At 42.6% G+C, this 23,885-nt stretch carries 17 protein-coding genes; 10 read left to right on the top strand and 7 right to left on the bottom strand.

Features of this window, described 5'->3' with window-relative positions; genetic code table 11:
- The first annotated feature begins 117 nt into the window (after window positions 1-117).
- From F0226_RS10950 to F0226_RS10905, 10 genes are all read left to right on the top strand, one after another.
- Window positions 118-1,800: an ABC transporter substrate-binding protein gene (locus F0226_RS10950; protein WP_171735665.1), complete on the top strand. Its 1,683-nt coding sequence runs from the start codon at window positions 118-120 to the stop codon at window positions 1,798-1,800.
- Window positions 1,801-1,971: 171 nt separating this feature from the next.
- Window positions 1,972-2,958, top strand: a complete 987-nt coding sequence (locus F0226_RS10945; protein ID WP_171735664.1) for an ABC transporter permease — start codon at window positions 1,972-1,974, stop codon at window positions 2,956-2,958.
- Window positions 2,959-2,960: 2 nt separating this feature from the next.
- On the top strand, window positions 2,961-3,986 hold the full coding sequence (locus F0226_RS10940) for an ABC transporter permease (RefSeq protein WP_171735663.1): 1,026 nt from the start codon (window positions 2,961-2,963) through the stop codon (window positions 3,984-3,986).
- Between the two features lie 2 nt (window positions 3,987-3,988).
- Window positions 3,989-4,969, top strand: coding sequence for an ABC transporter ATP-binding protein (locus F0226_RS10935; RefSeq protein WP_171735662.1), 981 nt, complete (start codon window positions 3,989-3,991; stop codon window positions 4,967-4,969).
- Window positions 4,970-5,077: 108 nt separating this feature from the next.
- Window positions 5,078-6,073 (top strand): ABC transporter ATP-binding protein, encoded by a 996-nt coding sequence (locus F0226_RS10930; RefSeq protein ID WP_171735661.1) that lies wholly within the window; start codon window positions 5,078-5,080, stop codon window positions 6,071-6,073.
- 93 nt (window positions 6,074-6,166) lie between these two features.
- Window positions 6,167-7,903, top strand: a complete 1,737-nt coding sequence (locus F0226_RS10925) for a glycoside hydrolase family 9 protein (RefSeq protein ID WP_171735660.1) — start codon at window positions 6,167-6,169, stop codon at window positions 7,901-7,903.
- Between the two features lie 2 nt (window positions 7,904-7,905).
- A complete protein-coding gene (locus F0226_RS10920; RefSeq protein ID WP_171735659.1) occupies window positions 7,906-8,781 on the top strand; it encodes an N-acetylglucosamine kinase in 876 nt (291 codons plus the stop codon).
- Window positions 8,782-8,802: 21 nt separating this feature from the next.
- Window positions 8,803-10,719, top strand: a complete 1,917-nt coding sequence (locus F0226_RS10915; RefSeq protein ID WP_171735658.1) for a family 20 glycosylhydrolase — start codon at window positions 8,803-8,805, stop codon at window positions 10,717-10,719.
- A 98-nt stretch (window positions 10,720-10,817) separates the two neighbouring features.
- The gene (locus F0226_RS10910; protein WP_171735657.1) at window positions 10,818-13,223 is read left to right on the top strand and encodes a N,N'-diacetylchitobiose phosphorylase; all 2,406 of its coding nucleotides are present in this window, start codon (window positions 10,818-10,820) and stop codon (window positions 13,221-13,223) included.
- Window positions 13,224-13,293: 70 nt separating this feature from the next.
- On the top strand, window positions 13,294-14,706 hold the full coding sequence (locus F0226_RS10905; protein WP_171735656.1) for a phosphoglucomutase/phosphomannomutase family protein: 1,413 nt from the start codon (window positions 13,294-13,296) through the stop codon (window positions 14,704-14,706).
- A gap of 122 nt (window positions 14,707-14,828) precedes the next feature.
- On the opposite strand, the gene F0226_RS10900 is transcribed toward F0226_RS10905, so the two are convergent.
- The 7 genes from F0226_RS10900 to acnB all read right to left on the bottom strand — a co-directional run bounded on the left by F0226_RS10900 (window position 14,829) and on the right by acnB (window position 23,773).
- Window positions 14,829-15,857: an ABC transporter ATP-binding protein gene (locus F0226_RS10900; protein WP_171735655.1), complete on the bottom strand. Its 1,029-nt coding sequence runs from the start codon at window positions 15,855-15,857 to the stop codon at window positions 14,829-14,831.
- Window positions 15,857-17,482: an iron ABC transporter permease gene (locus F0226_RS10895; protein WP_171735654.1), complete on the bottom strand. Its 1,626-nt coding sequence runs from the start codon at window positions 17,480-17,482 to the stop codon at window positions 15,857-15,859. The genes F0226_RS10900 and F0226_RS10895 overlap by 1 nt, the downstream gene beginning before the upstream one ends.
- A gap of 102 nt (window positions 17,483-17,584) precedes the next feature.
- Window positions 17,585-18,598: a Fe(3+) ABC transporter substrate-binding protein gene (locus F0226_RS10890; protein ID WP_171735653.1), complete on the bottom strand. Its 1,014-nt coding sequence runs from the start codon at window positions 18,596-18,598 to the stop codon at window positions 17,585-17,587.
- A 146-nt stretch (window positions 18,599-18,744) separates the two neighbouring features.
- A complete protein-coding gene (locus F0226_RS10885) occupies window positions 18,745-19,974 on the bottom strand; it encodes an ammonium transporter (RefSeq protein WP_171735652.1) in 1,230 nt (409 codons plus the stop codon).
- Window positions 19,975-20,001: 27 nt separating this feature from the next.
- Complete coding sequence (locus F0226_RS10880; RefSeq protein WP_137373407.1) at window positions 20,002-20,340, bottom strand: P-II family nitrogen regulator; 339 nt, start codon at window positions 20,338-20,340, stop codon at window positions 20,002-20,004.
- A gap of 248 nt (window positions 20,341-20,588) precedes the next feature.
- The gene (locus F0226_RS10875) at window positions 20,589-20,966 is read right to left on the bottom strand and encodes a YacL family protein (RefSeq protein WP_171735651.1); all 378 of its coding nucleotides are present in this window, start codon (window positions 20,964-20,966) and stop codon (window positions 20,589-20,591) included.
- Window positions 20,967-21,184: 218 nt separating this feature from the next.
- Entirely contained in the window at window positions 21,185-23,773 is a 2,589-nt protein-coding gene (gene acnB, locus F0226_RS10870; protein WP_171735650.1) for a bifunctional aconitate hydratase 2/2-methylisocitrate dehydratase, read from the bottom strand.
- Window positions 23,774-23,885 lie beyond the last annotated feature (112 nt).

Below are 23,885 nucleotides of genomic sequence, written 5' to 3'. Positions count from 1 at the left end.
TTAATGCTTCATGAGGAAGCGAAAATTCTAAGAGGTAGGCCTTAAAAGAATGTGTCTTATTAAGTTAGATAACATTCAATCCATTAGTGAAATGAAAGCAAATAGTAAGGAACAGCTATGCTTGCCAATATAAAAAAAACAGCACTAGCAACAGCAATTATTGCAACCGCTACGACAGGTTTTGCATCAGTAGCAACCGCTGCAGAACGCAGTGAACTGACTATTCACCCGAAGGAATTTACTACTTTCGTACGTAACTTTAACCCGTACCTAGGTGCTACTAACCTTCATACAACAACTGACTTCTTATATGAGCCTCTTGTTGTATTTAATGAAATGCACGGTAACACGCCAGTTTTCCGCTTAGCTGAAAACTACAAAATGTCTGATGACTTAATGAGCGTGACTTTCGACATTCGTAAAGGTGTTAAATGGTCTGATGGCGAAACATTCTCTGCTGATGATGTTGTTTTTTCTTTCAACCTAGTAAAAAGCAAACCTGAGCTGGACCAAAGTGGTATCAACTCTTGGGTATCTAGCGTTGAGAAACTGAACGATAACCAAGTTCGCTTCCGTCTAACAGAAGCAAACTCAAATGTGCCTTACGAAATTGCTAAAGTACCTGTAGTACCTAAGCACATTTGGAAAGACATCAAAGATCCTGCAACGTTTACAAACGAAAACCCTGTAGGTTCTGGCCCATTCACTGAAATTGATACTTTCACAGCTCAACTTTACATCCAGTGTGAAAACCCAAATTACTGGGATGCTGGCAACCTAGATGTTGACTGTCTACGTGTACCTCAAATCGCTAACAATGACCAATTCCTTGGTAAAGTTGTAAACAGTGAAATGGACTGGACATCTTCATTCGTACCAGACATTGATCGTACGTATGCTGCTGCAAGTCCTAAGCACCACTACTGGTACCCGCCAGCAGGTACTCAAGCATTCGTAGTAAACTTCAAGCACCCAGACGCTGCTAAAAATGAAGCGCTAAGCAATGTAGATTTCCGTCGTGCATTCTCTATGGCTCTTGACCGTCAAACAATCATCGACATCGCATTCTACGGTGGCGGTACAGTGAATGACTTCGCATCAGGTCTAGGTTATGCGTTCGAAGCTTGGTCTGACGAAAAGACTCACAACAAATACAAAGGCTTCAACACGTACAATGCTGAAGGCGCTAAAGATCTTCTAGCAAAAGCTGGCTTTAAAGATGTAAACAAAGATGGCTTTGTTGATACACCATCTGGTAAGTCATTCGAGCTAATGATTCAATCGCCAAATGGCTGGACTGATTTCAACAACACAGTTCAACTAGCAGTAGAGCAACTAAATGAAATCGGTATTAAAGCGAAAGCTCGTACACCAGATTTCTCTGTATACAACCAAGCGATGCTTGAAGGTACATACGACGTAGCTTACACAAACTACTTCCACGGTGCTGACCCATACACTTACTGGAACAGTGCTTACAACTCAGCACTACAATCTGGCGACGGTATGCCGCGTTTCGCAATGCACTACTACCAAAACAACAAGCTAGATGGTCTACTTAACAGCTTCTACAAAACGGCTGATAAGAACGAGCAACTTGAAATCGCACATGGTATTCAACGTATCATCGCTGAAGACCAAGTTACGGTTCCTGTAATGTCTGGTGCTTACATGTTCCAGTACAACACAACTCGCTTTACGGGTTGGTGGAACGAAGAAAATCCAAAAGGCCGTCCAAACATTTGGGCTGGTATCCCAGAGCGTCTACTTCATGTACTGGACCTAAAACCAGTTAAATAAGTAATCGTTCAATCTTGGCGGCGTAACTTCTTACGCCGCTTATAAAAATCCCCCGCAGTCTTAATTGAATGTATGGCGCTTGTCGTCAGGGGGTTTTTCGTTCCAAATTTTCGCTAGGAACGACCTGAATCCAGAAACAGGGAAACAATCTGGGTGAGTAAGGTGTGAGTTATGGGTTATTTTTTAAGACGTTTGTCATTTTATTTTGTCGCGCTGTTAGTTGCTGCGACGTTAAACTTTATTATTCCGCGAGCAATGCCTGGTGACCCAGTTACCATGATGTTTGCTAACGCTTCAGTTCAAGTAACACCAGAGCGTATCGCTGCTATGAAAGAGCTTCTTGGCTTCGTAGATGGCGGGTTACTTGTCCAATACATCGCATACATGAAAAACATCCTAAGCTGGGAGCTTGGTACGTCTATCCAGTTTTACCCGCTGTCAGTTAACACTCTTCTAGGTGGAGCATTTGGTTGGTCTCTATTCCTAGCAGGTACAGCTGTAATCTTGTCTTTCTCTATCGGTTCGATATTAGGTATTTTTGCAGCTTGGCGTCGTGGTAGTAAGTACGACACATTTGTTACTCCAGGGATGCTGGTAATTCAAGCCGTTCCACAGGTTGTTATCGCAATGCTTGCGATGTTCACTTTCGCAATCGGACTGAAATGGTTCCCAACCGGATACGCCTATACCGCAGGTACTTTACCTGACTGGACAAGCTGGGCATTCATCAAAGATGTCTTATACCACGCCGCTCTTCCTCTATTTTGTGCATCTGTCGTTCAAATTGGTGGCTTCTTAGTAAACATGCGTAACAACATGATTAACTTACTAGCTGAAGACTACATCACGATGGCTAAAGGTAAGGGGTTAAGTGAAAACCGAGTGGTATTCAACTACGCAGCTCGTAACGCAATGCTTCCAAGTGTAACGGCATTATCTATGTCTCTTGGTATGGCGATTGGTGGTCAGCTTATCATCGAAATCATCTTTAACTACCCAGGTCTAGGCAGCGTTCTATTCAACGCAATCACAGCTCGTGACTATCAAGTTCTTCAAGGTCAGTTACTTATCATGACGCTATTTATGCTGTTCTTTAACTTACTAGCAGACATGCTTTACGTTGTACTTGACCCTCGCCTACGTAAGGGAGGCAAATAATCATGAAAGGTATTATCAAATTAATTTGGGGAAATCCTGTAGCACTCGTTGGTGTTGTGATTCTAAGCGTATTTTTATTCATCGCTTTAGCAGCTCCACTGGTTACTAAGCACGCTCCTGATAAGCGAACAGGCAACCCACATGAGTACCCAGGCTTTGTTGTTAAATCAGCGCAAGCTAACCCAGATGGTTGGATTGCTACAAACCTAGCTGATGACCGCCGGACTCTAATCATGTCAAAGAAAGCCGACCACATACTAGGTACTTCGCGTATGGGTCGTGACATCTGGTCACAAGTGGCTTACGGAGCTCGAGTTTCTCTAGCGGTAGGTTTTGGTGCAGGTCTAACAGTATGTTTCTTCGCAACAGTAATTGGGGTTTCCGCTGGTTACTTCGGTGGGCGTGTTGATGACATATTAACTGCAGCAATGAACATCATGCTAGTTATCCCTCAATACCCGCTTCTATTCGTAGTTGCAGCATTTGTTGGGGAGGCAGGACCATTAACCATAGCCTTGATAATCGGTTGTACATCCTGGGCTTGGGGCGCACGTGTTGTTCGTTCACAAACCTTAGCTTTACGTGAAAAAGAGTTTGTTAAAGCGGCTGAAGTTCTAGGTGAGTCATCGTTCCGAATCATCTTTGTAGAAATTCTTCCAAACCTAATCTCGATTGTAGGTGCAAGCTTTATTGGCTCGGTAATGTACGCAATCATGATGGAAGCCACTATCTCGTTCTTAGGTCTTGGTGACCCGAATACAATTAGTTGGGGCATCATGCTGTACAACGTACAAACATCATCTTCTATGCTAATTGGCGCATGGTGGGAACTACTTGCTCCTTGTATCGCCTTGACGTTCCTTGTAACAGGATTGGCACTACTTAACTTCGCTGTTGATGAAATTGCTAACCCGCAGTTACGTTCACACAAAGGTATGAAACGCTGGAAGAAACTAGCCGCACAAGACAAGTCTGAGCGTGAGCCAGAACTACCACCACAAAATGCACTTTGGAGCGGAGATAAATAATCATGTCTAATCCACTAATTTCTGTCCGCAACTTATGCGTTGACTACATAACTGAAGCTGGCGATGTTCGTGCTTGTAACAATGTTAGCTTTGATATTGCCCCTGGTGAAGTCCTTGGGCTAGCAGGTGAGTCTGGATGTGGTAAATCCACTGTCGCTTTCTCTTTGATGCGCCTTCATAAGCCGCCAGCATTCATTTCAAGTGGTGAGGTTATTTTCAACGGTGAAAATATCCTAGATTACAGCGATGACCGTATGCAAGCGTTCCGCTGGAGCGAAATGTCGATGGTTTTCCAAAGTGCTATGAATGCACTAAACCCTGTATTGCCAATGACAGAACAATTCTGTGACGTAATCATGCGTCATACAAGTATGACTCGTGAACAAGCACTAAAACGTGCAAGTCAATTACTTGAAATTGTTGATATTCACCCTAGCCGATTAACCGATTACCCGCACCAGTTCTCTGGTGGTATGCGTCAACGTTTGGTGATTGCCATTGCACTCGCATTGAACCCAAAACTGATCATCATGGACGAACCAACAACAGCATTAGATGTTGTGGTTCAGCGTGAAATTCTTCAAAAGATCTATGCACTTAAAGAAGAATTTGGTTTCTCGATTTTGTTCATCACGCATGACTTGTCATTAATGGTCGAGTTCTCTGACCGCATCGGCATCATGTATTCAGGTGAATTAATCGAAGTCGCGAATTCACAAGATATTTTAGAAAACCCTTATCACCCGTACACCAAAGGGCTGGGAAGTTCATTCCCTCCTCTTACGGGGCCAAAAACAAAATTGGCTGGTATTCCAGGTAACCCTCTAAATCTATTAGAGATACCAGAAGGTTGTCGCTTCCAAGCTCGTTGTGACCGTGTACATGAAGCATGTACTAAAGTTCCAACAACACTGCGTACTATTGACCCGGGGCACTTATCGAACTGCCACTTATACGGCGAAATAGCACACAGCAAACTATAGCTTAGCGACAAGATAGCTTGTCCGCTGGAAACAGCGGATATAACAACTAGCGAGCATAAAGCCGCAATAGAACAAGCTTGGTAGTAATAAGGATTTCTGGAGACAATTATGAGCAAAGAATTCGGTCAATTATTGGTAGAAGGCAAGAATGTTGTAAAAGACTTCCCAATAAGCAGTACCACCATCCAAACCCCTATGATGCGTGCAATCAATGACGTGTCTTTCAAAATGTATAAAAGCCGCGGGCTTGCCGTGGTTGGTGAATCAGGTTCAGGTAAATCAACGACGGCTAAAATGATTGCAAAAATGTACGCCCCATCAGGCGGCACTATTGAATACAAAGGTCGTGATATACAAGAGATCTCAAGCAGAAAAGATCTGATGCATTACCGCGAAGGTGTGCAAATGGTTTGGCAAGACCCATTTGGCTCTCTGAATCCAACCCATAACATTTTCCATCATATTGCTCGCCCACTGATTATCCATAAAAAAGTGACTTCGGGTAATAAGAAAGAGCTTGAAGAGCGTGTTTACGATCTTCTTGAGCAAGTTGGTCTTATTCCGCCAAAAGAAACAGCAGAAAAGTACCCTCACCAACTGTCTGGCGGCCAACGCCAACGTGTCAACTTGGCTCGTAATATTGCAGTAGGAGCTGAGGTTGTTTTAGCGGATGAGCCAACATCGATGCTAGATGTATCAATCCGTGCGGGTGTTTTAAATTTAATGGAAGAGATGAAGTTTGAGAAACAAATGTCTCTGCTGTACATCACTCACGACATCGCAACGGCACGTTACATTGCTGAAGATCTTTCAGTGATGTATGTCGGTCACATGGTTGAATGGGGCGATACAGATGATGTAATAGCTAACCCACAACACCCATATACTCAACTACTTGTTTCAGCAGTACCAGACCCTAAAAAGTCTATCCATGAAAAACTTGCAGGTAACAAGGGTGAGATTCCTCTGTGGACACCTGAATCTGCTGGTTGTCCTTTCGCTGGTCGTTGTACTCAGGTCATGGATAAATGTAAAGAGCGCTTACCAGGTGTTACTCAATTAGCTGATAACCACTTTGTACGCTGCTATTTGCACGAAAGTTAACATTAAATCCAGTTAGGGCTTAATCGCCCTAACTTTTTGTATCCAAAATAAAAGTACCTAGCCAAAAGAAACTAGGACTGTCGGAGATTATTGATGCAGTTACTCACTAACCACATTGGCTATGAATCAAGCGGCTTTAAGCAAGCGATTCTACAGACTCAAAAAGAACGCTTATCAAGCCATTCTGTATTACTCGTTTGTGCTGACAACCATGTAACTGTCGACACCTTTGAGCTAGTTAAAAGTGGTCAAGTAGCCAATTGGCACCAAGGGCAGTTCTATACCATAGATTTTACTTCAGTATCTAAAGTGGGTCGCTATTACCTACGTTTCGATAATTTACGTTCTGAAGTGTTTTCTATCGGTGAAAACTTGCTTATGGACACGACCTTCTCTGATGTCTTGCATTACTTCAAATCCCAGCGATGCGGCGGTATCTTTGATAAAAAAGATCAGCATGCAAAATTATTGAACTCTGACGTTCACGTTGATGTGCATGGTGGTTGGTACGACGCATCTGGTGATGTGAGTAAATATTTCAGCCATTTATCTTATGCAAACTATCTAAACCCACAGCAAATTCCAATGGTTGTTTGGAATATGTTGAAGAGCATAACGCTCACAAGTGAGCACCCTCTTTTCCCGAAATTCTCCACAACTCGTCTAACTGAAGAAGCTCTTTTTGGCGCTGACTTTTTAGTCAGAATGCAAAGCCCAGGTGGCTTCTTTTACATGACTGTTTTTGATAAGTGGAGTAAAGATACTGAACAAAGAGACATCTGCGCTTACGCGACTCAAGAAGGTCATAAGACCGACGATTACCAATCAGGATTTCGCCAAGGGGCTGGCGTTGCAATTGCAGCCTTAGCATCTGCATCTGCTTTAGAAGTGTCTGGTGAATTCTCAAGCCAAGAGTACCTAGAAGCGGCTGAACGCGGCTATTGGCATCTAAAAGAATACAATCTTAGTTACTTAAATGATGGTGAAGAAAACATCATTGATGAATATTGCGCATTACTTGCTTCAACAGAACTTCACCGAGTGACTCAGAAAGCTGAATATCTACAAGAAGCGAGAGTTTGGGCTAAACGCTTAAGCCGCCGCCAAATGACAGACAGCAATTTTGATCACTTCTGGTCGGCAAATTCAGATGGTAGCCGCCCTTATTACCATGCAGCGGAAGCGGGATTACCCGTCATTGCTTTATGCGAATTTGTGTCTATCGAAACCGATACAGAGTCCAAACAAGAAGCTATAAATGCAATTGAAAAAGCATGCCATTTTGAAGTATCGATTACCAATGCTGTAACGAATCCATTTGGTTACCCAAGGCAGTATGTCAAATCAGTCGACAGTGAAAAAAGAGACGCTTTCTTTGTCGCACAAAACAATGAAACAGGCTACTGGTGGCAAGGTGAAAATGCACGTTTAGGATCGTTATCCTCTATGGCTTACCTTGCTCAACCACACATTCAAAATCCTGAACTAAAGCAGCGTTTAGCGAAATTAGCACAAAACAGTTTAGATTGGATTTTAGGGCTTAACCCATATCACATGTGCATGCTCGATGGGCACGGACATAATAACCCTGACTACCTTCCTAAGCTTGGCTTCTTCAATGCTAAAGGCGGAGTTTGTAACGGCATTACTGCTGGGTTCGACGACGAACAAGACATTGCATTTAATCCTCCTGGTCAGAAAGATGACATGCTTCAAAACTGGCGTTGGGGAGAACAATGGATCCCTCATGGGGCTTGGTTCTTACTCGCAACAGCATGCCAGTTTAATTTCCTTACTTCGAACAATCTCATTACAGATAAGGAGCTATAACCATGACTCTTTACTATGTAGGAATTGATGGCGGTGGTACATCGTGCCGAGCTCGAATCAGAGACAGCAAGGGAACATTTATTGGTGAAGCAAAAAGTGGCAGTGCCAATATTTTGCTAGGTGTTGAAGTTGCGATGGCATCTTTAACATCAGCCATTACTGATGCAGCTACGCAAGGTGGGCTCACGCTGAGTGATTTTTCTAATATGCATGTCGGTCTTGCTCTTGCTGGTGCTGAGCAAAAGTCTGCATGGATTGATTTTATGAAGTTAGATCACCCATTCGCGAGTATTACTCTTAATACGGATGCTTATGGCGCATGTATCGGCGCACATAATGGTGACGATGGCGCCATTATGATCGGTGGGACAGGCTCTTGCGGAATTTATCTTCAAGGTAAGACACAACATGTTGTTGGTGGGCGTGAGTTCCCAATATCAGATCAAGGTGGTGGCGCTGTGATGGGGCTTCGCCTTATCCAGCAAGTACTACTGGCTGAAGACGGAATTCGTGGAAAAACAGCTCTTTCATTACATGTTATGAATCACTTCAATAACGATATTGATGAGATTGTTGCTTGGTCTAAAACTGCCATTCCAAAAGACTACGGACAGTTCTCCCCTATCATTTTCCAATTAGCGAATGAAGGTGATGAACTGGCTATTGAAATGCTAAAACAAACTGCCGCTGACATTGAAATGTTTATCCTAGCCTTACACCGAAAGGGAGCACAAAAAGTGTGCCTGATGGGCAGTATCGCTGAACGTATTCTAAATTGGTTATCTCCTCCCATTCAGCAATGGATTGTACAACCTCAATTTGACGCCATTGAAGGCGCATTGATGTTTGCCGGCAAACCCGAACACAACTTGTATTAACAAGCTATACAAGGAAGGATTATGACTTACCGCATCGAATTAGCTGTTTTATCTGAACAAAAGCAAACGTGCCGCTTTGGTTTAACTGTGCACAACTTAAGTGATATTGATGTGACTGATTGGTCACTGCATTTCGCTTTCGATCGTTTCATTCTTCCAGAAAGCCTTTCTCAAGGCACTCTCAAACAAGTAGGAAGTTTTTGCTCTTTTACGCCAAATACGACTCAGCTTAAAGCGAACAATCATTTCTATTTTGAATTTAGTATCCAAAGTGCACCATTCAGATTTTATTCTGATGGTTTAAACGAAGCGTTTATCCAATCTCACTCTAATGGTGAAATGCAGATACTGCCGATCACTATTTCACCAATTGTTCTAGCTTCTCCATATCGGGAGCGCAGCACTATTGAAGATGTAGAAAGAGCTCAGATAGCAATAATTCCACAGCCAAACTCTTTAACACAACAATCAGGATCTTTTAGCTTAACTCCTGCTTCGGGCTTATTAGTTAAAACCACACTAGCAAAAAATGCGGTCACTTGGCTTACACAAGAGCTAAAGGACTGTTTTGGTTTACAAGTTAGTGAATCAGCATCTGGTTCTATTACTTTTGCAAGTAACCCAATTTTGGATGACGGCGAATACAAACTTTCGGTCAACACTGACGGTGTTTCTATAGAGTCAGGAAGCCAATCTGGTTTTATTCATGCAGTTGCAAGTTTCATACAATTAATCGAAGTTAAAAGCAATTCAAGCTTCTCAATCCCCAACTGCAAAGTAGTTGATGAACCTAGATTTAAATATCGTGGGATGATGCTCGATTGCGCGAGACACTTTCACTCTGTAGATCAAGTAAAGCGCCTAATTAACCAACTTGCGTACTACAAATTCAATGTTTTTCATTGGCACCTTACCGATGACGAAGGTTGGAGGATTGAGATCAAAGCTCTGCCGGAGTTGACTGAAATTGGCGCATGGCGCGGCATCAAGCATGCGATTGAACCTCAATATACGCATTTATCTGAAACCTACGGCGGCTTTTACACTCAAGAAGAAATCAAAGATGTCATTGCTTTTGCAGATCAGCGAGGCATTACCATTATTCCTGAAATTGATATTCCAGGTCACTGCCGTGCAGCCATCAAATCTCTGCCACACATGCTGGTTGAAAATGCAGATAGCACTCAATACAAGAGTATTCAACACTATACCGATAACGTCCTAAATCCAGGTCTAGAGGGTACATACCAATTCCTTGATACCGTTATTGAAGAAGTATCCACTCTTTTCCCTAGCGAACTTATCCATATGGGCGCAGATGAAGTGCCTCATGGCGTATGGGGCGAAAGCCCAGCAGCGCAATCAGTCATGAGAAAGCATGGCTACCAAGAAAGCAAAGATCTTCAAGGTCACTTATTCCGTTATGCCGAAGATAAGCTAAAACAGCTTGGTAAGCGCATGGTGGGCTGGGAAGAAGCTCAACATGGAAACAAGGTAAGCAAAGAAACCATCATTTATTCATGGCTGAGCGAAGAAGCAGCGGTGAATTGTGCACGACAAGGCTTTGATGTGGTTCTGCAACCAGGTCAATACACTTACTTAGACATGACCCAAGATTATGCTCCTGAAGAACCTGGTGTTGACTGGGCATCTGTCATCCCACTAGAGCAAGCTTATAACTACGAAGCTCTATCAGATATTCCGGAAACAGACCCAATAAGAAAGCGTATTCGTGGAATCCAATGCGCTTTGTGGTGTGAAATCATTACGAATCAAGAGCGAATGGATTACATGATCCATCCACGTTTAGGAGCACTAGCTGAAGGCTGCTGGACCTACAAGAACAACCGTGATTGGTTGAATTACCTATCACGATTAAAAGGGCATTTGCCTCTATTGGACCGACTCAAAGTTCAATACCGCAACCCTTGGAAATAATGGATAGCTGAAGACGGTATTACCGACTCACAGCGCAATAGAATCAATATTAGTACGATCAACTGCAAAAAGTGCAGTTTGTTAAAAAGGATATAACAATGAAATACGGCTATTTCGATAACGATAATCGTGAATACGTCATCACGCAACCAGACGTACCTGCACCATGGACCAATTACTTAGGAACAGAGAAGTTCTGTACTGTAATTTCACATAATGCTGGCGGTTATTCATTCTACAACTCACCTGAATATAACCGTGTTACTAAGTTCCGCCCTAACGGTACATTCGACCGCCCAGGGCATTATGTTTACCTTCGTGATGACGAAACGGGTGACTACTGGTCAATCTCATGGCAGCCAGTGGCTAAAAGCTTGGACGAAGCTAATTACGAAGTTCGACATGGTTTGTCTTACTCTAAATTCAAGTGTGAATACAGTGGTATTACTGCAACTAAAACGCTATTCATTCCAAAAGGTGAAGATGCCGAAGTATGGGATGTCGTGCTTAAAAATAACACTGATAAGCCTCGTACAATCAGTACTTTTTCATTTGTTGAGTTTTCATTCAGCCATATCCAATCAGATAATCAAAACCATCAGATGTCTTTGTACTCTGCCGGAACTGAATACAAAAATGGTGTGCTTGAATACGATCTTTACTACAACACTAATGACTTTGAAGGTTTCTACTACTTAGCATCTACTTTTGATCCAGATAGCTACGACGGGCAGCGTGATAATTTCTTAGGCTTGTACCGTGATGAAGCAAATCCAATTGCCGTTGAACAAGGCAAATGTACGAACAGTGCTCAAACCTGTTACAACCACTGTGGTTCTCTGCACAAACAGTTTGTCATCCAGCCAGGTGAAGAAGTTCGTTTCGCTTATGTGCTAGGCATAGGTAAAGGCAATGGCGAGCGTTTGCGCGAGAAGTACCAAGATCTTGCTAACGTTGATGCAGCATTCCAAGGCATTAAAGATCACTGGAATGAACGCTGCGAGAAATTCCAAGTAAAATCGCCAAACGAAGGTTTGGATACCATGATCAATACATGGACGCTTTACCAAGCTGAAACCTGTGTGGTTTGGTCTCGATTCGCTTCTTTCATTGAAGTGGGCGGTCGTACTGGATTAGGTTACCGCGATACAGCGCAAGACGCGATTTCAGTTCCTCATGCCAACCCAGAAATGACTCGTAAACGTATTGTAGATTTACTGCGTGGACAAGTGAAAGCTGGCTACGGTTTACACCTGTTTGATCCTGATTGGTTTGATCCAGAGAAAGCGGATGTAGAACCATCTAAATCGCCAACCGTAGTACCTACACCATCTGATGATGACAAAATTCATGGCATTGATGATACATGTTCAGATGATCACCTATGGATCGTTCCAACCATCATTAAATATGTTGTCGAGACCGGCGAACATAGCTTCTTCGATGAAGTGATTCCTTACGCTGATTCAGGTGAAGCGACCGTCTATGAGCATATGAAAGCTGCGCTTAATTTCTCAGCAGAATATGTTGGTCAAACAGGAATCTGTAAAGGCCTTCGAGCAGACTGGAATGACTGTCTGAACCTAGGTGGTGGCGAGTCTTCTATGGTGTCTTTCCTACATTTCTGGGCACTTCAAGAGTTCCTAGACCTAGCTAAGTTCCGTAAGAACACCGCTGACGTTGAAAAATACACAGAAATGGCAGCAAACGTTCGTGAAGCTTGTGAGTCACACCTCTGGGATGATGAAGGTGGTTGGTACATTCGTGGCTTAACGAAAAATGGTGAAAAGATTGGTACTGCTCAACAAGCAGAAGGTCGAGTACACCTAGAGTCAAATACCCTTGCCGTTCTTTCAGGAGCGGTTTCTCAAGAGCGTGGCGAAAAGGCAATGGATGCGGTAGACGAGAATTTATTCTCAGAATACGGTTTACACCTAAATTCACCATCATTCGCTACACCGAATGACGACATTGGTTTCGTGACTCGAGTTTACCAAGGCGTAAAAGAAAATGGAGCAATCTTCTCGCATCCAAACCCTTGGGCATGGGTTGCAGAAGCAAAACTTGGTCGTGGTGACCGAGCAATGAAGTTCTACGATGCTCTTAACCCTTACAACCAAAATGACATGATCGAAACACGTTACGCAGAACCTTACTCTTACGTGCAATTCATCATGGGTAAAGATCATCAAGACCATGGCCGCGCTAACCACCCTTGGTTAACAGGAACATCAGGTTGGGCTTACTTCGCCGTTACGAACTTCATTCTAGGTGTTCGAACAGGCTTTGATGGATTAACTATTGATCCTTGTATCCCGACTGATTGGCCTGAATTTGAAGTATCACGTCAATGGCGAGGAGCAACCTACAACATCACAGTTCAAAACCCAAATTCAGTCAGCAAAGGCGTTAAAACCATTACAGTTAACGGCGAAGCGGTAAAAGGCACGGTTCCTGTCCTTGAAGAAGGCAGCGTAAACGAAGTGATTGTTGTTTTAGGTTAATTATCACGCGACAGTAGCTTCAATCACTGAAGCTGCTACTTATAAATGTGATATCCAAAAGGATTTTATAATGATCAAATTTGGTACTGGCGGCTGGCGTGCATTCATCGGTGAAGAATTCACCCGTGATAACGTACGTTTGGTTGCTCAAGCTCTTTCGAACATCATCAATAATGAAAATGCAGCTAAGAACGGATTCGTTATTGGCTACGATCGCCGTTTTTTATCTGATAAAGCCGCTTGCTGGTTTGCTGAAGTACTCGCAGCAAATGAAATACCAGTCAGCTTTATTGATAAGTTCGTGCCTACGCCAATCGTAATGTTTCAAGCAAAAGAAATGGGATGCATTTACTCAGCATGTATAACCGCTTCCCATAACCCAGCAGACTACAACGGCATCAAAATTTTCATTGAAGGTGGGCGTGATGCGGATGAAATTATCACAGAAAAGATTGAACTACAGATAGCAAACCTTACTCCAGAAGATGTAGTTCGGGTCGATTTTGAACAAGCGCTGAATGATAAAACCATTCAAGTGATCAACCCAATGAATGAATTTGTCGATTCAATCATTAACTTTATCGACATTGACGCGATTAAACGAGCGAACCTACGCGTACTCATAGACCCTATGTTTGGTGTGGCAAAAAATGCGCTTCAGACAGTTCTGATCAATGGTCGCTGTGATGTTGATGTGATCAACGATGGCAAAAACCCAGACTTTGGTGGTTTAATGCCATCACCAAACGCATCCACTCTATATCGACTGAAACACCTTGTCGCAGCTGAAGGCTATGACATTGGTATTGGTACAGATGGTGATGCTGACCGCCTTGGAATCATCGATGAAAAAGGTAATTTCATTCACCCAAATGAAGTACTGCTACTGCTCTATTACTACTTACTTGAATACAAAGGCTGGAAAGGTTCTGTTGTTCGAAATATCGCAACCACACACCTACTAGATAAAGTGGCCGCGGATCATGGTGAAAAAAGCTTTGAGGTACCAGTAGGCTTTAAGCACATCAGTTCTCAAATGGAAGCAGATGATTCCCTACTTGGTGGCGAAAGTTCAGGCGGACTTACCATACGTGGTCATATCAAAGGTAAAGATGGGGTGTTTGCATCAAGCCTACTTGTTGAAATGATCAGCGTAACAGGTAAAAAACTCTCTGAAATGCTTGATGAAATCTATTCAAAGTATGGCTATGCCTATACCGCAGAAGGAGATTGTACGTTCAAACCCTCTCAAAAAGAGCAGCTTTACACCAGAATTTACGTAGAGAAGCAATTGCCAGAGTTTGAATATGAGATTGAAAAAGTCAGCTATGAAGATGGGGCTAAAGTGTACTTTAAAAATGGAGGATGGGTCATTGCTCGATTCTCAGGTACAGAACCACTTTTAAGAATTTTTGCTGAAATGGAAAACCAAGAAACTGCCGAGCGAGTTCTTCTGCAGGTTAAAGAATTCCTATCACTTTAAGTACTTCTATATTAAGTACTGGTAGGAAACTCTCAGCCCTCTTTTGAGGCACCAAAGAAGAACCAATCTTGCCCGAAGCCCATGACATATCCAGAGTGTTCATGGTTTCGGGCTTTTTTCATTTAAAAGGCAAGCACTCCGTGAGTGTCCACTTTTACCGCTACAGGCTGCCCCACTTCTAACGCCTCTGCAGAAGTCGCTAATAATTTTTGTCCATTAGCTTCTATCACATAACGGCAATGGTCACCCATAAACTGCTGCTCTAGAACCGAAATAGTACTTTCAGTACCAGATGTCACCTGAATGTGCTGAGGTCTTAGCAATAACTCACAATAAGCCTCTAAACCTATTTCTGTTTGAGGTTTTGCCTCTATTACCCCTAAATCGGTTTCGAACTCTTGCTCTGAAACTCGTTTAGCTTTTAGGTAACTGCCACCACCAAGGAAGTCAGCGACAAATTTACTGGATGGCTGGTAATACAACTCTGACGCCGAACCATATTGCTCAATCACACCATAGTTCATTACTGCCATTTTATCCGCGAAGGCAAATGCTTCTTCACGGCTGTGAGTAACAAAAATGGCTGTCACACCTTGTTTCTTAAAAATCTTACGAATTTCAGAAATCAATTCATGACGAACTTGAGTATCAATATTTGAAAACGGTTCGTCCAACAAGAGTAAGTCTGGCTTATAAGCGAGTGACCGAGCAATCGCAACACGCTGCTGCTGACCACCTGACAATTGATGCGGGTACCTATCTCCAAAACCGTCAAGATGAACAAGCTCAAGCATCTCTTGAACCTTATCTTTCTTTGATTGCTCACTTTCTTTTCGTAAGCCAAAAGCTACATTTTCAAACACGGTTAAGTGCGGAAAAAGCGCATAATCTTGGAAAATCATACCAATATTACGTTGTTCTGGTGGTAACCAATGCTTACCGTCATCAATCGTTTGGCAATTAAGGTTCATCACTCCACTAGTTAATGGTAATAGCCCTGCAATTGCTTTTAGAAGGGTCGTTTTACCGCAACCACTTGCACCTAACAGACAAACAATTTCACCATGTTCAACTTCAAGTGACAACGATTCTAGAACTGTTTGAGACTCATACTGACAAGTCAGATTTTTTATTGATAATGCACAGCTCATTAGTGTTTCTGCTCCAAGGAACGATTAACGATGACTAAAGGGATTAAACCAACTAAAACGAGTAATACTGCAGGCATTGCTGCCAACTCTAAATGCTCATCAGATGCGTAGTTGTAGACATAGGTTGCTAATGTTTCAAAATTAAATGGTCGTAATAACAGCGCTGCATTGAGTTCTTTCATCGACTCAATAAACACTAGAAGTGCCGCGATTAATGCACCACGTTTGATCAACGGAAAGTGAACTCTCCATAGCATCTGGTTGGTATTACATCCCATCGTTTTAGATGCCATATCTAAAGATGGAGAAACTTTACTTAAACTACTTTCAATACTACCAATAGCCACAGCAGAAAAGCGCACCACAAGAGCAAAGATAAGCGCAAACATAGACCCTGAAAAAAGTAATCCCGGTCTGCCCCATTCCATAGCTTTTGCAACATCATTCACTTTATGATCAAGGAAAATAACCGAGACCATTACCCCAATCGCAAGCACTGTTCCTGGCACGGCATAACCTAATGATGAGAACCTCATGAAACTAGCACTCAATTTGCTTGGGCTCACACGATGATAGAAGTTCACAATTAAAGCGACGATTACACCGATAACAGCTGCGCTTACAGAGACATATAAACTATTTAAAGCATAGTCTCTAAATTCGGTCGTCCAACTTTGTGCAAAGTATTTATATGAATAAATACAAAGTTGCATCAGCGGTAAAATGAATGCGATACCGACAAGCCCCCAACACCAGAATAGTGCTAACCACTTTTTCCAGCCAGTTAAGACATATCGAAAGTCTTCATTACTGCTAAATTGATTTTGAAATAATTTCTGTTTTCTGCGGCTATAACGTTCAGCACTCAGTAAAAAAATAACAATTAACAGCATGATTGCGGATATTTTAGCAGCGGCATTCAGGTTAGAGTAACCAAGCCAAGTGTCATAAACTGCGGTGGTAAGCGTATTAACAGCAAAGTAGCTGACAGTACCAAAATCACCAATGGTTTCCATGGCGACGAGAGACAAGCCAACTGCGATGGACGGTCGAACTAACGGTAAGGATATTCGACGAAAACTTTCCCAAGGAGAACACTTCAACAGTCGAGCAGATTGCAATAAAGAAACATTTTGTTCCATAAATGCTGCACGACACAGTAAATAAACATATGGGTATAAGACTAAAGCCAATACAACAGTAGCGCCCGCTAATGTTCGGATATCCGGAAACCAATACTCCCCGGGTCCCCAGCCTGTCATATCTCGTAGGAATATCTGGATAGGTCCAGCAAAATCGAACCAGTCAGTAAAAATATATCCGATAATGTAGCCTGGCATCGCCAATGGAAGAACCAGAGCCCATTGCAGCCATTTTTCACTTGGCAGGCGACACATCGCCATGAGCCACGCACTTGGAATACCAAAAAGAAGAGTTAAAGCCATTACACCAACCACTAACACCACGGTGTTATAAGCGTAAGTAGGCATGACGGTCGAAAGAAGATGACTGAACACTTCATCGGTTTCGCCAATGGCAGTATAGAAGATCGCTAAGATCGGTAAAACCAGCAGTAAAGCAAAGCTTCCACTACTGGTTTTTAATAGAGAGTTTTTTTCTTTCATTAGCCCAATTTACAACAAGGCTTTATGACACATAAATGCGTGTGCAAATACATCTCATATCCCTTTAAAAAAATAGGGGTACAGTTATACCCCTAGTTCCGATTAAAGGTCAAATTTCACTTCATCTAGAAGCTTGATTGCGGCTTCATGATGATCTGCAATTTGGTCTAGAGAAATCGTATCTGCTTTGAATTCACCCCAAGAAGCAACTAGCTCAGAAGGTTTAACATCAGCTTTAACTGGGTATTCGTAGTTTACTTCTGCGTACATGCCTTGCGCCACGTTACCAGATAGGAATTCCATTAGCTTAACTGCATTTTCTTTGTTTGGAGAGAATTTAGCCATTGCCATACCAGAGATATTTACGTGAGTACCCGTAGTCTCTTGGTTAGGGAAGTTGATGTAAACAGCGTCAGCCCAAGCTTTTTGCTCTTTATCATTAACCATTTTGCCTAAGTAGTAGCTGTTACCAAGAGAAACGTCACATAGACCTTCTTTGATAGCTTTAACTTGTGCACGGTCATTACCTTGAGGCTTACGAGCTAAGTTTGCTTTTACGCCTTCTAACCACTCTTTAGTTTCTGCTTCGCCTTTATGAGCAATCATAGAAGATACTAGAGAAACGTTGTATGGGTGCTTACCGCTACGAGTACAGATTTTACCTTTGAATTCAGGCTTAGCTAGATCAGCATACGTGAAGTCTTCACCTAGACGACCAACACGGTCACGTGAAGAGTAAACGCTACGAGTACGGGTTGTTAGAGCAAACCACTCGTTGTCAGTATCTTGGTACTGAGCTGGAATGTTCTTCTCTAGAACATCGCTGTTTACAGATTGAACTAAATCTTTTCCAGTTAGCTCAGATAGACGGCTGATATCAACAGTTAATACCACGTCTGCCGGGCTGTATTCGCCCTCTTGAGCTAATTTTTCTGCTAAACCTTTTTTAGCAAACTTAACGTTTACTTTAATTCCAGTTTCTTTAGTGAATTCTTTGAACATTGGTTCAACAAGGAAAGGTTGGCGGTAAGAGTATACGTTCACTTCTTCCGCAGCCATCGCTGTTGGAGCAAATGCACTGCACGCTAAAGCTGAAAGTGTTAGCAGTTTTTTCATTAGTAAAATCCTTTATGTCGAAATGATAATCTATATCAGTTGCGTTATTATATGTATCTCCAATATAAACACAATGTTAAATCGATAAAAAACCTGCTCATCAGAGCAGGTTTCAAGAGGCTAAAATGTAAATCTATGTAAATGATTTATTTCACTGATACAAACTCTGGGTAAGCACCTACGCCACAGTCATGCATATCCATGCCTTCTAACTCTTCATCTTCTGTTACACGAATGCCTATTGTTGCTTTAAGAATAGCCCATACCACTAAACTTGCGCCAAAGACCCATGCAAAGATTACTGCAGCACCGAATAGTTGAGCACCGAATGTTGCATCAGCATTGCTAAGCGGTACAGCCATTAGACCGAAGAAACCACACACACCGTGTACAGAGATAGCACCTACTGGATCATCAATCTTCACTTTATCAAGAGCAATGATACTGAATACCACTAGAGCACCAGAAACTGAACCGATAGCAACAGCAAATAGAGGCGATGGTGATAGAGGGTCTGCCGTGATAGCAACCAAGCCAGCTAACGCGCCGTTAAGTATCATTGTTAAGTCTGCTTTACCCCAAGTTGTCTTACATACTAATAGTGCTGCAATCGCACCTGCTGCTGCTGCTGCATTCGTGTTTAGAAATACTTGACCTACAGCCGTTGCATTCTCAAAGTCTGAAACCATTAGTTGAGAACCACCGTTGAAACCAAACCAACCGAACCAAAGGATGAATGTACCTAAAGTTGCAAGTGGCATGTTTGAACCAGGAATCGGGTAGATCTCACCTTTCTTACCGTATTTACCTTTACGAGCACCCAGTAATAGAACACCGGCTAACGCTGCTGATGCACCTGCCATATGCACGATACCAGAACCTGCGAAGTCACTAAAACCAGCTTCTGCAAGGAAACCACCGCCCCACGTCCAGTAACCTTCCATTGGGTAAATGAATGCTGTCAGTACTACAGAGAAAATAAGGAATGACCACAGTTTCATACGCTCAGCAACTGCACCAGATACAACTGACATCGCGGTAGCTACGAATACAACCTGAAAGAAGAAGTCTGATTCTAATGAGTGGTCTGCACCTTCACCTTGAGTACCAATTAGAGTACCAAATGATGGCAACCATCCACCTTCGCCGTTATCGACATACATGATGTTGTAGCCAACCACTAAAAAAGTTGTACAAGCAATCGCGTATAAACAAAAGTTCTTAGTTAAAATTTCAGTGGTGTTTTTTGAACGAACCAAACCAGCTTCAAGCATTGCAAAACCAGCTGCCATCCACATTACGAGCGCACCTGAAATGAGGAAGAAAAAAGTGTCTAGTGCGTAACGTAACTCCGTTACTGTTGTTAAGATATCCATATATAAATCTCCAATCCCTAATAATCTTTAAAGTGCTTCCGAGTCCATTTCACCAGTACGAATACGTACAGCCTGGCTTAGGTCGTAAACAAAAATCTTACCGTCACCAATTTTTCCAGTGTGCGCAGCTTGAGTAATCGCTTCTACTACGCGGTCTACATTTTCAGCTTGAGTCGCGATTTCTAGTTTTACTTTTGGCAGAAAATCAACTTGATATTCAGCCCCGCGATAAAGCTCTGTATGACCTTTTTGTCGACCAAAACCTTTCACTTCAGAAACTGTCATGCCTTCAATACCGACATCTGAAAGTGCTTCTCGCACATCATCTAACTTGAATGGTTTTACAATTGCGTTAATTAGTTTCATAGCATTTCCTTTAAGATGTTCGCTGTAATCCGTTAACTACTTAATAACAATCCAAGTACCGTGCCAAAAACATAACTAATTGTTTTTATGGACAAATAGTGTTTTGTAGCATTTAAAAACAAAAAGGCTCGCACCATAACGGTGCGAGCCTTCACTATCTTGAAGCGGAATTTTTTGTTGCCTCATTTCAGGGCAACACTGAGTAAATCAAAAAGACTCACAATGAGTGTCGGACTCTAACTCTGTAACTAAAATTCTGTATAACCTAAAAAATCTAACCAATTAGTCATCAGTAGCTCAAAGTCATCAATACCACAGCTTGCGGTACTTTCGCAGTTATAGAAATCGAACTCACTGTTCTCTTCCATCTCTTCACCATGACCAAGTACATTTTCTTGTATGGTGACTTCATCTTCATTGATCGACAAACTAATCTCTTTGCCCAATAAAGCGGTTTCTGTACTCATATTCGAGCGAGAGCGCTCAATAGCATCCATCACTTGATTCAGTTTTTGCTTATCTTTACCTATCTCTTCCTGAAGCCAACGACCAATGATTTCGTGTCCCATACTGCATTTTACGTAGTATTCACCCATCAAAGTGTTTCTTGTAAATTCGAATTCCATAATGACTTCCAGGCAAGAGATAAAAATGAGGCGAGAGTATATAGCGAAGATAGTAAGAGATCGAGCTTGATAGGTTTAAGAGAGCCTGAGCCTAAAATTCTAAGCGCTCTATGTATCTAAGCACTCTATATAAAAGACAACAAATAAAAACGCCTTCTATATTAGAAGGCGTTTAGTTCATTTACCCAGAAGAATTTACTGAACGCTATCCCAAGGCATTACGCAGGCTCTTGAAAGATAACCGTATCTGCTTTTTCCGTGTACTGACCCATTTTATGGAAGTTCAGGTAACGGTATGTATCAGCAGCTGTTGCATTAATCTTCTCAGCGTACTCTAAGTACTCTTCTTTCGTTGGAATACGACCTAGAATCGCACCAACAGCAGAAAGCTCAGCTGAAGCTAAGTAAACGTTCGCACCATTACCCAAACGGTTCGGGAAGTTACGAGTAGACGTAGACATAACCGTCGAAGCGTCAGCAACACGTGCTTGGTTACCCATACATAGTGAGCAACCCGGAGTTTCGATACGTACCCCAGCACGACCGAAGATGCCGTAGTAGCCTTCTTCTGTCAGTTGGTCTTTATCCATCTTCGTTGGCGGAGCAACCCATAGGCGAGTATTTAGTGAGCCGTTAAACTCTTCTAACATCTTACCTGCAGCGCGGAAGTGACCAATGTTGGTCATACAAGAACCGATGAACACTTCTTGAATCTCTGTCCCTTGAACATCAGAAAGAAGACGAGCATCATCTGGATCGTTTGGCGCACATAGGATTGGTTGGTCAATATCAGCAAGATCAATCTCGATAACATGCGCGTATTCCGCATCTGAATCAGCAGATAGCAACTCAGGATTCGCTACCCACTCTTCCATTGCCGTGATACGACGCTCAATCGTACGAACATCACCGTAACCTTCAGCAATCATCCACTTAAGCATAACGATATTCGAGTTCAGGTACTCATCGATAGACTCTTGAGATAGCTTAACAGTACAACCTGCAGCTGAACGCTCAGCAGATGCATCAGAAAGCTCAAATGCTTGCTCTACAGACAGGTGTTCAACACCTTCAATTTCTAGTACACGACCAGAGAATTCGTTGATCTTACCTGCTTTCTCAACAGTTAGTAGACCTTGCTTGATACCGTAAAGTGGAATGGCATGTACTAGGTCACGTAACGTGATACCCGGTTGCATTTCACCTTTAAAGCGAACCAAGATAGATTCAGGCATATCAAGAGGCATAACGCCTGTTGCCGCCGCAAATGCAACCAAGCCAGAACCCGCAGGGAATGAAATACCAAGAGGGAAACGAGTATGCGAGTCACCACCTGTACCTACAGTATCAGGAAGAAGCATACGGTTTAACCATGAGTGGATAACGCCATCGCCCGGACGAAGTGAAACACCCGCACGGTTCATGATGAAATCAGGCAGTGTATGGTGAGTGTTTACATCAACTGGTTTAGGGTATGCAGATGTGTGACAGAAAGACTGCATTACAAGGTCTGCAGAGAAACCAAGACACGCCAGATCTTTAAGTTCATCACGCGTCATAGGACCCGTAGTATCTTGCGAGCCTACTGTTGTCATTTTAGGTTCACAGTACTGACCAGCACGTACACCTTCAACGCCACATGCTTTACCTACCATTTTCTGAGCTAGCGTGTAGCCTTTGTCAGAAGCTGAAGGATCGATTGGTTTAGCAAACAAATCAGTTTCAGCTAGACCTAGAGCGTCACGAGCACGACCTGTTAAACCACGACCGATGATCAGTGGAATACGGCCACCAGCACGAACTTCATCTAGCAATACTTTGCTTAGCTCAAAGTTTGAAATCACAGAACCGTTTTTATGAACAACACCTTCATACGGGTAGATATCAATGATATCGCCCATATTCATGTCTTGTACGTTCAGTTCAATTGGTAGTGCACCTGAATCTTCCATTGTGTTGTAGAAAATTGGAGCTATTTTACCACCAAGACAAACACCGCCAGTACGCTTATTTGGTACGAATGGGATATCATCACCCATAAACCAAAGTACTGAGTTTGTTGCCGATTTACGTGAAGAACCGGTACCAACAACATCACCAACGTAAGCCAGTGGAATACCGTCTTTTTGCATTTCTTCAATTTGATTGATTGGACCAACATTGCCCTGTTCGTCAGGGATAATACCGTCACGTTCCATTTTCAGCATCGCTTTTGCGTGTACTGGAATATCTGGACGTGACCAAGCGTCAGGTGCTGGAGATAAGTCATCGGTGTTCGTTTCACCAGTCACTTTAAAAACTTTAACTGTGATTTTTTCTGCAACTTTATCTTTTGCAGTAAACCATTCTGCGTCAGCCCAAGATTGAAGAACTTGTTGTGCAAATTCATTGCCCGCTTTTGCTTTCTCTTCTACATCATAGAATGCGTCAAACATGAGTAGAGTATGCGACAGCGCTTTAACAGCAATAGGAGCAAGTTCTGCATCTTCTAATAGAGATACAAGTGATTCAATGTTGTAACCGCCTTGCATGGTACCAAGTAATTCAGCAGCTTTAGCACGGCTTACTAATGGTGATTCGACTTCACCTTTGGTAATTGCAGTTAAAAAGCCCGCTTTTACATAAGCAGCTTCATCAACACCAGGAGGAATACGGTTTTCTAGTAGATCAAGAAGAACCTCTTCTTCACCTTGAGGTGGGGTTTTAAGTAGTTCAACTAGGCCAGCAACTTGCTCGGCATTTAGCGGTCTAGGAACAACTCCTTCGGCAGCACGCTCTGCGACGTGTTTACGGTAGGCTTCAAGCACGACTTTTTCCTCTCATTGCGGTTCCTCCATTTATTATCATTACTCTATATTGAGAATAATGATGGAGTGAACATCCTTGGAAACTTGGCTCTCCATTGCCAATTCAACTAAC

The sequence above is a fragment of the Vibrio sp. 99-70-13A1 genome (genome assembly GCF_013114625.1).
Taxonomy (GTDB): domain Bacteria; phylum Pseudomonadota; class Gammaproteobacteria; order Enterobacterales; family Vibrionaceae; genus Vibrio.
The sequence above is the reverse complement of the archived record's forward strand: the minus strand, read 5'-3'. Positions and strand labels throughout refer to the sequence as shown.